We start from the raw sequence: 14,629 nt of genomic DNA on the forward strand, positions 1-14,629 counted from the left end.
TTTCATCTCTGGTGTTGTCGGGACTTTTGTGTTTGGGGCTTGGCCTGGTAAGTTTGGTGATTACATCTGAGGCTTCTGCCTGTGACATCCCTTCTCAAACCAGCACCAAAACACCACCGAAAAAATGAGTCTGTCTCAACCTTCGGGGGCCTGGCAAAAACTTTTAGCATCAAAGACTGTGGCAATAGCTCTGGGCCTCATTGGCTTTGGGGTTGTTGCCCTTTCCCGTTATGGCTGGCGGCAGAGTATTCTTTTTCTCTTGGGTGCTTTGCTGGGACTAACTCTCCACCATGCCCGCTTTGGCTTTAGCTCGGCCTATCGGAATTGGTGGCTGCATCGGGATGGGCGGGGGCTTTTGGCTCAGTGTTTATTACTCGCAGTGGCCACGGTTCTGTTTGCTCCTGTTTTGTCCGCGGGAGAAATTGCTGGGGAAACAATTCGCGGGGCCTTGGCCCCTGTGGGTGTAGCGGGGATGGTAGGGGCGTTTTTGTTTGGGATTGGGATGCAGTGGGGCGGGGGTTGTGGCTGTGGTAGTTTAGCTGGCCTGGGGAGCGGCAATGGCTCGATTGTGATTACGATTCTGATGTTTAGCGTTGGCTCGTTTTTGGCCAGTTTGACTCGCCCCTTTTGGGCCCAGTTTCCCAGTTGGCAGCCGATTGTTTGGAACCAGGCCTTGGGTTGGGTTGGGGGTGTGGCGTTCCAGTTAGCCCTATTGGGAATTGTGGCGGGTGTAATTCTCTGGCTAAACCAGGCCCCGTTAAAGTCTCGATCTGAAGCACTCATCGCGACCGATCAGTCTTCCAAACAGGAGTTAAGCAAAATCATTCGGGGGCCTTGGTCCCTCACCACTGGAGCGATTGTTTTAGCAGTCTTGGCCTGGTTAACTTTGATTGTCTCTGGGCAACCCTGGCGCATCACTTGGGGCTTTTTAGTCTGGGGCGCGCATTTAGCTCAAACCCTCGGATGGAACCCAGGCCAGGCCCCGTTTTGGCAGAGTGAACCGGCCCAATTTGCTCTGAATCATAGTATTTTTGCTGATGTCAGTTCTGTGATGAATCTCAGCTTGATTTTGGGAGCGGTTCTGGGGGCAGGTTTAACTGGGAACTTTGCGATTCGGTTTGATTTATCAGGGCGACAAATTTTGGCTCGCGGCTTTGGTGGTTTACTCATGGGCTATGGGGCGTTGCTTTCCTTTGGCTGCAATATCAGTGCTTTTTTAGGGGGGATTGCCTCGCTCAGTTTGCATGGTTGGCTGTGGATTGTTTTTGCCCTATTTGGCAGTTGGCTGTCTTTACAATTCCAGGGGCAACTCAAGGGTGAATAGCAATCTAAATTGTTTTTTAAGGAAAGTAGCTGAAACAGATATAGTTTGACTCATTTACGGCTGCTTAAGAGCAAGTCAGAAAACCTCCCACTGGTGAAACTTTGAACATTTTTACGCGTCAGAACAGTCTGTGTAACGCTATAGTTGATGACTGAAATAAACTTAAGGAAAATATTTCTAAATCTTTAGTCTGCAATAGGGCTACTCCTAAGATTCCTCAGTGGTATCGAACTACTTGATGGTACGAATAATCAAGTGATCTGGAATTGCCTGCCAAATGCTATCCCAAAATGCGGTGTCATCAGTCCCTTCCCAGGCCTGGAGATAGGCCCCCCAAACTTGATCGGGTGCAGATTCTTCAAGAATTGGATAGCAAGCTTTAGCGCAAGGCCGATTGAGTCTTCCCCAAGTCATGCATGGCCGGTGTGATTCCCAATCAGGTGATGGAGGAGTGGGCAGATCAGGGATGATTTGAACCCTACCCCCTCAGGCTCGTGTTTAGAAATTCTCCAGAAGCGGAAGTAATAAATTTTGCTAATGATTTTTTTAGGCTAAACATTTAAAGAATTATTGCATTGAAAAGCCAGCCAGCGGTCTATTAGGATCAAAAGGCGAAGTCCCTCAATCCGTCTTGGGAGGACAGCGGCTCAGGCACTTAACTTTATCAAGGCAAATACTTATGACTACCGATGTCAGCAGCTTAATGACCCTTGTGGAAACAACCGCCCAGCAATTGGGCATTCACAAATATGATCTCGGTGGTTCTCAGATAGATGAGGTCTCTGTGCAAGTTCAAAATGGCCGGCCCAAGCAGGTCAAAGCTTCCCAGCGCTCAGGGATTACGGTGCGGGTTTGGAATGAGCAGGGACAAATGGGGGTAACAAGTACAACGGATTTGGATCGGCGAGGTTTGGAGTTAGCCTTGGGGATGGCCCGGGATGCCAGTCATTTTGGGGTTATAGAACATATTCCCGACTTTAGTCCCCAGGCCCAGGCCCCCGTAGCCCCCATTTCCTCTCCCCTAGTCAGCCCCGCCCCCGCCAGTGAATTAGTCGAAAAACTTGTCGCTGCCGAACAAGCCGTCATTGAAGCTCACCCAGCTATCAGTAGTGTTCCCTATAACGGATTATCCCAACGGGCTATCTCGCGGTTTTATCTCAACAGTGAAGGGGCCATGCGCCAAGAGGGGGGAACCTACACCTCCATTTATCTCTACAGCAAAACCGATGTGGCCGGTCGGAAACCCCGCAGTGCCGGAGCCTTTCGCCTCAGCTATGGCCTGGAAGACCTGGATATTGCCAGTTGTGTTGCCGAAACCACAGAAAAAACTACTAGCCATTTAGACTACCAACCTATTGCTTCGGGTCACTATCCCGTCATCTTTTCCCCGGAAGCGTTTTTAAGCCTCCTCTCGGCATTTTCCAACCTGTTTAACGCCCAAAGCATTTTGGATGGACAAAGCCTTTCCACCCCCGACTCCCTCGGCCAGGCCCTCGCTGTTCCAGACCTGACTGTTTTTGATGATGCCCGTCATCCCGAACATATCGGTGCCACAACCTTTGATGGGGAAGGAACACCGACCCAACGCACCCCCCTGATTGAGCAAGGAATCTTAACCGGATTACTCCACAGTGCCGGAACCGCCAAACGCCTCCAAGCCCAACCCACAGGCCATGCCAACATGGGGGCAAAAGTCACCGTCAGTAGTCATTTTTATGATGTTTTGCCCGGTCGGGAAGCTAACTCCGGTTATAATTTGGCAACTGCGGACGGGGTCGTCTATGTGGATGATCTCCATGCTCTCCATGCTGGGGTGAAGGCTTTACAAGGATCGTTTTCTTTGCCCTTTGATGGCTGGTTACTGAAGAACGGTGAGAAAATTAGTATCGAGTCGGCTACGGTAGCAGGGGATTTTCGGACAGTCCTGAAACAGATTGTTCATCTTGATCCGGTTGCGCAATTTACCCAAGGTGGTTTCTGCCCCCTTGTCTGGGTGGACGGATTAGCCATTACTGGAGAATAAATGTGGCTGTTGCCCCAACTCGCCCTTGGCTACCAATTTCACTCCCCGTTTTAGATCGTTATTTGCTCGTAGAAATGATTGCTCCGTTTATTTGGGGCCTGGGTATCTTTACGACTATTGCGGCGGTCATTGGGACTGTTTTTGAACTAATTCGGCGTGTCCTCGATTCTGGCCTAGGGGTGGCTGATGCTGGGCAAGTCTTTCTGCTGCGGCTCCCCAGTTTTATTGTCTTGGGGATTCCGATGGCAATTTTATTTGGCACTCTTATGGCCTACAGTCGGCTCTCGCGCCGCAGTGAAATTATTGCTTGCAAAAGTGTTGGCATTGGTGCGAGGCGTTTAGTAGTTCCGGCCCTGTTGGCGGGTCTGGTGGCAATGACGAGTACCTGGGCCTTAAATGAGTATGTGGTGCCGGCCAGTAGTTACCAGGCCTATCTGACGCTAAAAGCGGGGATTGACCAGCCCGTCAAGCCATTTCAAGAACGGAACATTTTCTATCGGGAATTTGCCCAACGCTATCTTCAGCAGATTTTCTTTGCCCAGGAATTTGATGGCCAGGTGATGCAGGGGGTGACCATACTAAATTTTGACCAGGGATTATTGTCCGAAATTATTGCCGCTGAGTCGGCCGAGTGGTTCGAGCCAGAACGGGCCTGGGAATTGAGCAATGGCACGCGCTACCTTCTGGATGGGAACCAAGCCTATCAAGAGGTTGTCCCCTTTACCCGTCAAGCCTTCACCTATCGCCGCACCCCTCTCGAATTAGCCCAGGAAATTCGCACACCGGAGTTTATGAGTAGTGGGGAGGTCAAGGATTTTCTAGGTATCTTGCTCCAAAGTGGTGATCAAAAGCGGATTCGGACTTGGCGCGTTCAACTCCAAGAAAAACGCTCTCTTCCTTGGGTGTGCCTTCTTTTAGCCCTGATTGGGGCAGTTTTGGGTATTAATTCGCCTCGTAGTAATAATGCCTGGGCTTTTGGCCTGAGCGTAGCCGTGATTTTTAGTTACTATCTGGTTTCCTTTGTCGCAACCTCATTTGGGCAGGGGGGGATTCTTTCTCCTGCTGTGGCCAGTTGGTCGCCCAAAATTGGCCTGGGCTTGATTGGGATTATTTTACTGATCCAGGCCCAGCGTCACTAAACCCAAACAAGCTAGAGCGTCAAAGCCGTAATTGCCGGGGTGAGAATCAGGTGGCGATCCCGATCAAATTTGAGCCAATTTTCTTCGCGCAGTTTTCCCAATAGCCTGGTAATAGTCACCCGACTCGTCCCAATGGCACTGGCTAACTGTTGGTGAGTCAGGCGGACTGCTAAACGATGCCCTTGAGGATGGGGATGTCCCACTTCTTGCCGTAGCAAAAATAATAGATGGCGCAAGCGATCCTCAATCCGGCGATGGCTAGAAATGGCTAAGATGGCTTCCACCTGCCTTAATCGCCGACTCAAACCCCGAAATAGGCTCTGGTTTAAATTAGGAGAAGACTCAACTTCGGTCAAGGTAAAAGACATCAACTCCACCGCCGTCAAGGCGCGGGCCTGGTAGGCTTCCAATGTCGTTAAAGCTGAACCAAAGGGCATCCCCGGCCCGGCCAACCCTAAAATCACTTCATCGCCACTGGGGTGGAGCAAATTTAATTGGACAATTCCCTGACCAACAACCCAAATCCGCTCAGGATGCAGCCAAATACAATCGCCCGCCGCAAAATTATGTAACTTAGGAGGGAGGGGACTGGTGCTGACTTGATGCCGATAAATTGCTTCCAGAGATTCTATGTGGGAATCTGCAAAGGATTGAGGGGGAGTGTAATTCGGCATATTGGTGGTGCCTAGGAGTATTCCCCAATACTTTAAGCTGGTTCTGTAAAGCTAAGTTAATCAAAACACCAAGGTTATGTTAAGAGATAGAAATTCAGTATTGATTTATACAATGATTGTCGATGGATAACGAGGAGAAATTCGTAGTTTGAGTAAGCTGCTCTCCCAATTAACAGCAATAATCTGCTAGGAACAAAACTCTTCAATGACTGCCCAATCTCTCTAGGGTTACCCATTGAGGATTCGATAAACTTTGGTGTAAGGCTATCTATTCTGAATGGTCTCTGTCAAGTGACTATCGCTTGTTTGGCTTGTCAGCAACCGTAACGTTATGTCCCACTTTAAGAGTAGTTAGCAGCAATAAATTTAATAAAAAATAGTCTCCAGGTCTGGGGACAGAATTTATAACCTTGATAGAAATGATAAAATCAAGGGCAAGCTAGGGGTGTCTAATCCAACTACTCGCAGCGGATCAGGCTGAGACAAACCCTTAGAACCTGAACCGGTTCATACCGGCGGAGGGAAGCTGTTTATTGAGGTTTTTAGCATGCGAACTGAATGGATTGCCAAACGGCAGGGCCAGGCCAATGTTTCCCAGATGCATTATGCCCGCCAAGGATTGATTACCGAGGAAATGGACTATGTGGCCCGGCGAGAGAATTTACCCCCAGATTTAATTCGGGATGAAGTAGCCCGGGGCCGGATGATTATTCCTGCCAACATCAATCACCCCAACCTAGAACCGATGGCGATTGGGATTGCCTCCAAATGTAAAGTCAATGCCAACATTGGGGCCTCGCCTAATTCCTCGAACTTGGCTGAAGAAGTCGCGAAACTGCATCTAGCCGTGAAATATGGGGCCGATACGGTGATGGATTTGTCCACTGGCGGCGGCAACCTGGATGAAATTCGCACGGCGATTATCCAAGCTTCACCGGTTCCCATTGGCACTGTGCCGATTTACCAGGCCTTGGAAAGCGTTCACGGCAATATCGAAAACCTCACGCCGGATGATTTCTTACATATCATCGAGAAACACGCGCAACAGGGTGTGGATTATATGACAATCCATGCCGGGATATTAATTGAACATTTGCCCTTGGTTCGCAGTCGGATTACGGGAATTGTCTCGCGGGGTGGGGGCATTATTGCCCGCTGGATGCTGCATCACCACAAACAAAACCCGCTCTATAACCACTTTGACGACATTATCGAAATTTTCAAACGCTATGATGTCTCCTTCTCTTTGGGGGATTCCTTACGGCCTGGTTGTACCCATGATGCCTCCGATGCCGCCCAACTGGCGGAACTGAAAACCTTAGGGCAACTCACCCGCCGGGCCTGGGAGCATGATGTCCAAGTGATGGTTGAGGGACCAGGCCATGTGCCGATGGATCAAATTGAATTTAATGTCCGCAAGCAGATGGAAGAATGTTCCGAAGCTCCTTTCTATGTCTTGGGGCCGTTGGTGACGGATATTGCGCCAGGCTACGACCACATCACCTCAGCAATTGGGGCAGCCATGGCCGGCTGGTACGGGACAGCGATGTTGTGTTACGTCACCCCGAAAGAGCACCTGGGTTTACCCAATGCTGAAGACGTCCGCAATGGTTTAATTGCCTATAAAATTGCCGCCCATGCCGCAGATATTGCCCGCCACCGGCCGGGTGCCCGAGATCGGGATGATGAACTGTCCACCGCCCGCTATAACTTTGACTGGAATCGCCAGTTTGAGCTTTCCTTAGATCCGGAACGGGCCAAGGAATATCACGATGAAACCCTCCCCGCGGACATCTATAAAACCGCCGAATTTTGTTCCATGTGTGGGCCGAAGTTCTGCCCGATGCAAACCAAGGTGGATGCCGATGCTCTGACGGAGTTAGAGAAGTTTCTCGCCCAAGATCAAGAAAAACGGGTCATGGCGGAAGTTTAGGCTAGAGTTGGGGTGGGAATGTGGTTAGTTTTCTCCAAGTCCTGCCCCGCTCCTTAGCAACATTTCTCTTTGCCTTAGCTGCACTGTTGAGGTTCTATGGAAACACCGAATCCATCCCCCTCCCATTCTTCCGCCTCACCTACCTCCAATGGAGTCTTGCAACCTTTGTGGCGGCCGCACTGGCTCTGGTGGCTAATCTCAGCCTTGAGTGGTACGCTCTCCATCGAGGAAGAAATCGTGATGATCAAACAAGACAGAGAGAGGTTGAGGCAAGAAACCGAGAGATTGAAGCAAGAGAACGCGAAATACGACGGGATCGTGCAGCAGAATCAGACCGTGAGCTTGCAGCTAGAGAACGAGAGCTTGCGAGTCAAGAAAGAAATCGAGCAAATCGAGAACGAAACCGAGCGGATCAGGAAAGAGAACGAGCAAATCGAGAAAGACTATGCGCGGCTAAGCGAGCTGCTCTCCAAGGTCAATGCTTTGTGGCGCTCTTCCGATTCCAACTTGACCCCACCAACATAAATCGTGAGCGTTTGCGGGATTTAATGGCTTTGCTTGATGAGTACAGCGATATTGCGTAATCTGCCTATCAATCGAGAGCGTTAGTCAAGCTGCGACTGTGCTGATCGTCGTGCTGAAGTTCTAGACCAAACGAAAGTCACTGTCATGAATGAAGACGGATTGCTATAATCGCCATACTCAAAACCATCGCTAGGCATTAATGTCCACTGCTACTTTTTTAGTGATTCATGGAAGCCGTGACCCCAGGCCTGGCCTGGAACTTGCTGAACTATTACGGCAATTACGGTCACATTCGCCAAGATCTTTAATGGGGGGCGGGGCACTAGAGGCTACAGAAATTTCTTTGACAGAACAGATCCAGCAGTTTAGCCACCAGGCCCAAATTTGTGGCTACCCGGCCATTAACGTACTCCCATTATTTTTATTGCCCGGTGTTCATGTCTGTGAAGATGTTCCTGCCGCTGTCAAAACTGCCCAGGCCCTCAGCCCGTTACCGATTACCTTGCTGCCTTACCTCGGCCAACAACCAGGTTTAATGCCACTCTTGCAATCAATCCTGAAGGCAAACCAGGCCTGGGTATTTCTGGGCCATGGGAGTCGGCGGCCAGGGGCAATGGCGTGGATTGATCATCTGGCTGGACAACTCGGGGCAATACCTGCCTATTGGACAAAACCGGAAAGCCTTAAAGTAGCCATTGAGCAGCTGGTGTCTCAAGGAACAACGGAGATTAGAATTTTTCCCTATCTGCTTTTTGCAGGCAAACTTTTGGAATTGATAACTCAACAGGTACAAGATCTGAATCTGGACTATCCCCAGTTAAGGCTGCATTTGACCGATTGTTTACGCCCAGGCCCGGAATTAGTCAATCTGGTTCAGGATGGCCTGGGATTTTCCGAAACTCTTGTTTTAAGCTCTAATTAATTATGGGTGAAAGTTCTACGGTTGGTAAAGTCTATTTAGTGGGTGCGGGGCCTGGAGATCCGGGTCTATTGACGGTGCGGGGAAAAACCCTTTTAGAATGTGCTGATGTTGTTTTGTATGATGCCCTGATCAGCCCAGAGATTTTTAACTTAATTAACCCGATGGCGGAACTAATTCATGTGGGGAAACGCCGGGGGAATCACTCCTTAAATCAGGCAGAAATTATTCAACTGTTGATTGACCAGGCCCAGGAACACGCCATTGTAGTCCGACTGAAGGGGGGCGATCCGTTTATTTTTGGGCGGGGGGGAGAGGAGTTGATTGCCTTAACCCAGGCCAAAGTTCCGGTGGAGGTTGTACCGGGTGTGACCAGTGGAATTGCCGTTCCAGCGAAGTTAAATATTCCCCTGACCCATCGGGAACTCAGTTCATCCGTACTGTTGGTCACTGGTCATGAGGGGGCTGGCAAATATCAACCGGACGTGAATTGGGATGCGGTGGCCCATGCTGCCGATACGATTGTGATTTACATGGGCCTGCACAACCTCAGTCAAATTCGCCAGGCCTTGCTAACTGCGGGGCGAGACCCTAATACACCCATGGCCTTAATTCAAGCCGGAACCCAACCCGAAGAAAAAATTATCATCACAACCTTGGGGGCAGAGTTTGAGGGCCTAGAAAATACCAAAAAACCGACTTTAATTGTGATTGGGGAAGTGATCAATATCCGTGAACTTTGCCAGAATTTAATCTAAAAAAGCAGCGCGATGACTACTGGACACAACCCCTCCAGGCCTGGTGAGCATAGATTAAAACAGCCTGATTTTGAGTTGTAGGTTGCAGTTGCCATTGATGGATGATCTCTTGTGCTTCGGGAACGTAACTTACCCAATGTCCCAGGCCATGAAGGGCCGAAACAATCACCTGATCATTTTCAAAAAATAAGGCTTCTGCCATGACAGTTAGGGCTGCATCCGTCATTTCTACACTGATGCTTGGATGGCCGGGATACAGGACAAAAATATCCCAGAACATATAGCAAAGGTAACCAATGGGGCCATCATCCAGATCATGGCCAATCCATTTAACCGGGGCCTGGCAGAGGGGATTAAAGTAGTTTTGATAGAGGTATTTAAGGTTTTCTATGGCTGTGACCTTGCGCTGATGATCGGGGGTTTCTAAGTAACTGAAAACAGCATAACCACAGGCGTTGGAAAACAGAAGTTGTAGGCCAATCCCAATTTGCTCTTTGGTAAAAAGCTGAGGAATAGCGGGATCGACTAGAGCCTGGTCAATGAAGTCTAAGGTTTGGCCTGGAGAGAGGCGGTAGGTTTCATCTCGCAATTCCCAAAATACGGGGTCAATGTTGGGAGGCGTATCAAAAATGTCCTGTCGCCAATCGCAATAATTCATTCGCTTAAGCACACTGACTTCTAATCAGGCTCACGAGTTGATCCACACTATCGGGAACGGCTAAAGACCGAGCTTGGCTGGACATTTTTTCTAGCTTGGCTGGATGTTTGAGCAGGTCTAAAACAATTTCTTGTAATTGGGTGCTGGTTAGCTCCTGTTGCCGATGGGTATAAGCGGCCCCGGCCTGGGCAAAGACTTGGGCGTTAAACCACTGATGATCTTCGGCGGCAAAGGGGTAGGGAATTAAAATACTTGGGGTGGCGGTGATCGCTAATTCGGTTAAGGCACTGGCCCCGGATCGACTAATGGCTAGGTCAGCCCGCTGCAACAGAGGAGCCATGTCATGATAGAACGGCAGACTGAAATAATGGGGATGCTGTAGGGCCTGGGCCTCAGGATCATTATGACCCGTTAAGTGGACAACCCAGGCCCCCCGCTGCAACCAGGCCCCGACTGCACCCCGAACTAACTGGTTTAAGCCCACAGCCCCTTGACTGCCCCCCATCGCCACAATTAAGGTGACATCCTCAGGAATGGTGACATTCTCAATTTGGAGGCTCATTGAGTTAGTGGCCTGGTGTAAAAACTCTGGGCGGACAGGGGTTCCAGTGATTTTAATCGGAGTTTTGGATTGACCCTGTTTGAGTCGTTTGGCCGCTGCATCCATCCCCACGGCCACAGTTGAACACCAAGGAGTTAACCAACGGGTGACTTTGCCGGGGAGAGCATTGGAATCATGGAGAATGGCTGGTAGCCCTAAACTCCGAGCCGCTAAAATTGCCGGGGATGAAATATAGCCGCCTGTGGTAAACACACCCCCATAGTTTCCGGTTTTCAAGATTTTCCGGGTTTGGCGAATCGCTTTGAGCAACTGGACAAGGGGTTTGACGTTACTGAGGGGGTTACGACTTTGAAATCCGCCCATTTTGATGGTGACTAAGGGGAAATGGCCTGGGATTAACTCGTTCTCTAAGCGATCTGGCACACCCAACCAAGTAATTTCGTAATCGGTCAGGGCCTGGGCCACCGCCAAAGCCGGAAATAAATGGCCCCCGGTTCCACTGGCAGCAATTAAAAGTTTTGGCACAGATTCTCCTCAGTTCACGCTTAGCCTATTTTCCCCTGAGTTTGGTCATGGCTCGCATTAAAGGTATTTAGAATGACCCGAATATAGTGATCTAAGCCTAGGCATAGAGACTGAAAACTCAAACATTACAGCTTCAAACTCAGATCATTGATCCCAGGTTTACAAGCGATATACTAAGATTACTCTTAATAAAACTCTTAATTGGGGTGCCATGCAGGGAATTTCTGTATAATTCGTAATTAGGTTGACAAGCCAAGGACAATTAGAATTTATAAATTTGTAGTATTTGTATTATGCACAGAAAAGCGGTTCCAGAGAAAATAAGGAAGCGAATATTTCAAGAAGCTAGCATGGTTTGCCCAGTATGTGGAGAGACTGATGTAACTACGTTAGAAATGCATCATATAGACCCCTACTCTGAAGTCGTTAATCATAAGGAAGAGAACATAATTCTGCTATGTAGTAACTGCCACTCTAAAGTTACAGCAGGCAAAATTTCAAAGGAAGAAATCCTCAAATTAAAGATATCGCTCATGCACGGAAATAATCCCAACTTGAACAGGGCGAAGGATACTAATGTCATAAATTTTAATCAAAGCGTTAATAATGGCGTAATTGCAAACAATCTACACATTAAGAATGAAGGCGGAAAAATAAAAGTAAATCCTCCGAATGGAACTATTGCCTCTAGTATGCATCATAAAAATTATGTTAAGAGACTTATTGATAGATATCATGAATTTAAACTTGCAGATGTTGGTGCTAAAAACATGAACTATACGTTATTGTATAGTACTATCAAAAGAGAATTTGGAGCAAAATGGGATATGATTCCATTAGACCAATTCGAGAGACTAGTATCATATATACAAAGAAGAATTGACAATACAATATTAGGTAAGAATCAGAAGTCCAACGACGTTAAGCGTTACTCTACATTTGACGAATTTTTGAGTAAATATTCTAGCTAAGTTAACTTTTTTATAGCATAGTTTTATGCAGTTATTAAAGCCTTAACTGCTTATTATGCTAAGGATAGTTCAAAATATTATATTTGTGGAATATTTACTGCTGCCAATTATTTCTGTTAGCTTAATGCTCTTTCGTTGAGTTTGTCCATCGCCCCGGCTTGAACCCGCTAAAGATGGGCGTGAATTCCAGGCCTTTAGAACCAAGCGCTCTGGATATAATCTAAACACACACAACTTTCTTATTTTCCCCCATATGGACTACCAACACATCATCACAATTGAGCCAGGAAAGCGTAGTGGCAAGCCTTGTATTCGAGGGATGCGGATCACGGTCTATGACATCCTAGAATATTTGGCATCTGGCATGACCGAAACGGAAATTCTAGAAGATTTTTCTGAACTCACTTCAGATGATATTAAAGCTTGCCTTTCATTTGCGGCTGATCGTGAGAAGAAATTATTTGTGACATCCCTGTGAAACTGCTCTTAGATGAAAATCTATCTGACCGAATTGTTAGCAGAATTATCGATCTCTATCCTGATTCCAAGCACGTCAAAACCCTAGGATTAATTAATACGGACGATACCGTAATTTGGAACTATGCCAAAACGCATGGTTTTATAATTGTTTCTAAAGATTCTGATTTTCATCAACGAAGTTTACTCTATGGTCATCCACCCAAGTTTATTTATCTTCGAGTTGGCAATTGCCCGACATCGTTGATTATTCAAACTTTGAGGGATAACAGAGACACAATCACCCAGTTTGAAGGTCGCCACACAGAAAGTCTTTTGATCTTGACATCGGGGAAAGCCGCAGCGCAAGGTTAGCGTAACGATTTCTCTATCTCGCCCATTGCTCCGGTTTGCACCCGCCAAAGATGGGTATAAATTCCATTTTTTCCGAGCAATTCCTCATGGGTACCAAACTCGGCAATTTCCCCTTGCTCCATGACATAAATACAGTGGGCCTGGCGGATGGTGGAAAGGCGATGGGCAACAGCAATGGTTGTCCGATTTTGGGTGATGTGGGCTAAGGAGCGTTGAATCGCGGCTTCGGTTTCATTATCCACAGCAGAGGTGGCTTCATCCAAAACTAGGATTGGGGGGTCTTTCAAAATCGCCCTGGCAATAGCTAACCGTTGACGTTGCCCCCCAGAGAGTTTTTGCCCCCGTTCCCCGACCACTGTGTCATAGCCTTGGGGCAGTTGTTGAATAAATTCGTGGGCTTCAGCAATTTTGGCGGCCTGGGTAATCTCTGCTGGGGTGGCATCAAATGTCCCATAGGAAATATTTTCCGCAACCGTGCCATGAAACAAGAACACATCCTGACTGACCAGGCCAATGCTGGCTCTTAAATCCCTGAGGTTATATTCATGAATTTCAATGCCATCGAGAAGAATTTGCCCGCCGTGAATTTCATAGAGTCGCAGGAGTAGTTTAACTAAGGTACTTTTACCGGATCCCGTTGCCCCGACAACCCCAATGGTTTGACCGGCTGGAATTTTGAGATTGATGTTTTTGAGGATGCCAGGCCGGTTCGCATACCCAAAATTCACGCTGATAAATTCCAGTTCCCCTTTGACTTGAGTTCGGAATAGCGGACGCTGGCCTGGGTGGATCGCTATCGGAGTTTCAAGGAGGGTAATCACTCGCTGAGTAGAAGCCATCGCCCGTTGATATTGATCCAAGGTTTCCCCAAGCCGGGTTAAGGGCCAGAGTAAACGCTGAGTCAGAAAAACCATCACACTGTAGGCACCCACATCCAATGCACCTCGACTGGCAGCTATCCCCCCAAACAACAAGGTGGCCGTGAACCCAAACAAAATCACAAAGCGAATTAAGGGGACATAGGCGGCACTAAGGGCAATGGCGCGCTGGTTACTTTGGCGATAGGCTTCACTGTCCAGGCCCAGGCGGTCTAATTCATACACCTCTGAGGTAAAACTTTTAATGGTCAGAATGCCGCCTAAGTTGTTCGTCAGTCGCTCATTGATCAGGCCCGCTTTTTCCCGGACATCAGCATAGCGAGGGGCCAGTCTTTTCTGAAAGGCAACAGAACCCCAAAAAATAAACGGCATCGGAATCATGGAAAACCAGGCCACGCCCGGAGCGAGAGCAAAAAAGACTGCGCCAATTACCAAAACAGTTGTGGTCACCTGGAGAATTTCATTCGCCCCCCGGTCTAAAAATCGTTCCAGTTGGTTAATGTCATCATTCAAAATGGCCATTAATGTGCCACTGCTGCGTTCTTCAAAATAGGCCATTTCCAGGTTTTGCAGGTGGGCATAGGCTTCCAGACGCAATTCATGTTGGACAGTTTGGGCCAAGTTCCGCCAGAGTCGGTCGTAAAGGTATTCAAATAGGGATTCCAAGCTCCAAATCACAAAGGAGAGAACGGACAAAAGAATTAACTGCGCTGTGACATCTACAATCCCCCACCGGGCGAGGAGAGAGTTTTGCCGTTCGACCACCACATCCACGGCCATGCCAATTAAGAGCGGCGGTGCTAAATCAAAGACTTTATTGAGCACTGAACAAAGGGAGGCTCGCCAAATTTGGGCTTGATGACGATGGGTATGGCGGAGGAGTTGGAGGAGGGGATGATTAGCCACAAC

15 protein-coding genes and 1 riboswitch are annotated in these 14,629 nt (G+C 48.3%); of the genes, 10 read left to right on the top strand and 5 right to left on the bottom strand.

Features of this window, described 5'->3' with window-relative positions:
• Nucleotides 1–124: 124 nt before the first annotated feature.
• The gene (locus SYN6312_RS10505) at nucleotides 125–1,324 is read left to right on the top strand and encodes a YeeE/YedE family protein (protein WP_015124854.1); all 1,200 of its coding nucleotides are present in this window, start codon (nucleotides 125–127) and stop codon (nucleotides 1,322–1,324) included.
• A gap of 231 nt (nucleotides 1,325–1,555) precedes the next feature.
• Here the strand turns inward: SYN6312_RS10505 and SYN6312_RS10510 are convergent, their stop codons facing one another.
• Complete coding sequence (locus SYN6312_RS10510; RefSeq protein ID WP_015124855.1) at nucleotides 1,556–1,738, bottom strand: hypothetical protein; 183 nt, start codon at nucleotides 1,736–1,738, stop codon at nucleotides 1,556–1,558.
• 265 nt (nucleotides 1,739–2,003) lie between these two features.
• Between SYN6312_RS10510 and SYN6312_RS10515 the strand changes: the two genes are divergently transcribed.
• Nucleotides 2,004–3,347 carry a TldD/PmbA family protein gene (locus SYN6312_RS10515; RefSeq protein ID WP_015124856.1) on the top strand — a complete coding sequence of 448 codons (1,344 nt, stop codon included), beginning with the start codon at nucleotides 2,004–2,006 and terminating at the stop codon, nucleotides 3,345–3,347.
• A gap of 2 nt (nucleotides 3,348–3,349) precedes the next feature.
• The gene (locus SYN6312_RS10520) at nucleotides 3,350–4,486 is read left to right on the top strand and encodes an LptF/LptG family permease (RefSeq protein ID WP_015124857.1); all 1,137 of its coding nucleotides are present in this window, start codon (nucleotides 3,350–3,352) and stop codon (nucleotides 4,484–4,486) included.
• Nucleotides 4,487–4,497: 11 nt separating this feature from the next.
• Here SYN6312_RS10520 and SYN6312_RS10525 read toward each other — a convergent pair whose 3' ends face one another.
• Nucleotides 4,498–5,160: a Crp/Fnr family transcriptional regulator gene (locus SYN6312_RS10525; RefSeq protein ID WP_015124858.1), complete on the bottom strand. Its 663-nt coding sequence runs from the start codon at nucleotides 5,158–5,160 to the stop codon at nucleotides 4,498–4,500.
• A 431-nt stretch (nucleotides 5,161–5,591) separates the two neighbouring features.
• Nucleotides 5,592–5,701: riboswitch (TPP riboswitch) on the top strand.
• Nucleotides 5,702–5,707: 6 nt separating this feature from the next.
• Here SYN6312_RS10525 and thiC point away from each other — a divergent pair.
• From thiC to cobA, 4 genes are all read left to right on the top strand, one after another.
• Nucleotides 5,708–7,093 carry a phosphomethylpyrimidine synthase gene (gene thiC / locus SYN6312_RS10530; protein WP_015124859.1) on the top strand — a complete coding sequence of 462 codons (1,386 nt, stop codon included), beginning with the start codon at nucleotides 5,708–5,710 and terminating at the stop codon, nucleotides 7,091–7,093.
• A 165-nt stretch (nucleotides 7,094–7,258) separates the two neighbouring features.
• On the top strand, nucleotides 7,259–7,618 hold the full coding sequence (locus tag SYN6312_RS19840) for a hypothetical protein (protein WP_041430823.1): 360 nt from the start codon (nucleotides 7,259–7,261) through the stop codon (nucleotides 7,616–7,618).
• Between the two features lie 199 nt (nucleotides 7,619–7,817).
• Nucleotides 7,818–8,540: a sirohydrochlorin chelatase gene (locus SYN6312_RS10540; protein ID WP_015124861.1), complete on the top strand. Its 723-nt coding sequence runs from the start codon at nucleotides 7,818–7,820 to the stop codon at nucleotides 8,538–8,540.
• Between the two features lie 2 nt (nucleotides 8,541–8,542).
• Nucleotides 8,543–9,295 (top strand): uroporphyrinogen-III C-methyltransferase, encoded by a 753-nt coding sequence (gene cobA / locus SYN6312_RS10545; RefSeq protein ID WP_015124862.1) that lies wholly within the window; start codon nucleotides 8,543–8,545, stop codon nucleotides 9,293–9,295.
• Between the two features lie 16 nt (nucleotides 9,296–9,311).
• Here the strand turns inward: cobA and SYN6312_RS10550 are convergent, their stop codons facing one another.
• Complete coding sequence (locus SYN6312_RS10550) at nucleotides 9,312–9,965, bottom strand: hypothetical protein (RefSeq protein ID WP_156804780.1); 654 nt, start codon at nucleotides 9,963–9,965, stop codon at nucleotides 9,312–9,314.
• Entirely contained in the window at nucleotides 9,958–11,040 is a 1,083-nt protein-coding gene (gene murG, locus SYN6312_RS10555; protein WP_015124864.1) for an undecaprenyldiphospho-muramoylpentapeptide beta-N-acetylglucosaminyltransferase, read from the bottom strand. The genes SYN6312_RS10550 and murG overlap by 8 nt, the downstream gene beginning before the upstream one ends.
• Nucleotides 11,041–11,333: 293 nt before the next feature.
• On the opposite strand from murG, the gene SYN6312_RS10560 reads away from it, so the two are divergent.
• The 3 genes from SYN6312_RS10560 (at nucleotide 11,334) to SYN6312_RS10570 (ending at nucleotide 12,842) form a co-directional block, all read left to right on the top strand.
• Complete coding sequence (locus SYN6312_RS10560) at nucleotides 11,334–12,011, top strand: HNH endonuclease (RefSeq protein WP_015124865.1); 678 nt, start codon at nucleotides 11,334–11,336, stop codon at nucleotides 12,009–12,011.
• A 253-nt stretch (nucleotides 12,012–12,264) separates the two neighbouring features.
• On the top strand, nucleotides 12,265–12,489 hold the full coding sequence (locus SYN6312_RS10565) for a DUF433 domain-containing protein (protein WP_015124866.1): 225 nt from the start codon (nucleotides 12,265–12,267) through the stop codon (nucleotides 12,487–12,489).
• Entirely contained in the window at nucleotides 12,486–12,842 is a 357-nt protein-coding gene (locus tag SYN6312_RS10570; RefSeq protein WP_015124867.1) for a DUF5615 family PIN-like protein, read from the top strand. Before SYN6312_RS10565 ends, SYN6312_RS10570 begins: the two co-directional genes overlap by 4 nt.
• Here the strand turns inward: SYN6312_RS10570 and SYN6312_RS10575 are convergent.
• The gene (locus SYN6312_RS10575; protein WP_015124868.1) at nucleotides 12,839–14,626 is read right to left on the bottom strand and encodes an ABC transporter ATP-binding protein; all 1,788 of its coding nucleotides are present in this window, start codon (nucleotides 14,624–14,626) and stop codon (nucleotides 12,839–12,841) included. The genes SYN6312_RS10570 and SYN6312_RS10575 overlap by 4 nt on opposite strands.
• Nucleotides 14,627–14,629 lie beyond the last annotated feature (3 nt).

Origin of the sequence: Synechococcus sp. PCC 6312, assembly GCF_000316685.1 — a bacterium.
Lineage (GTDB): Bacteria > Cyanobacteriota > Cyanobacteriia > Thermosynechococcales > Thermosynechococcaceae > Pseudocalidococcus.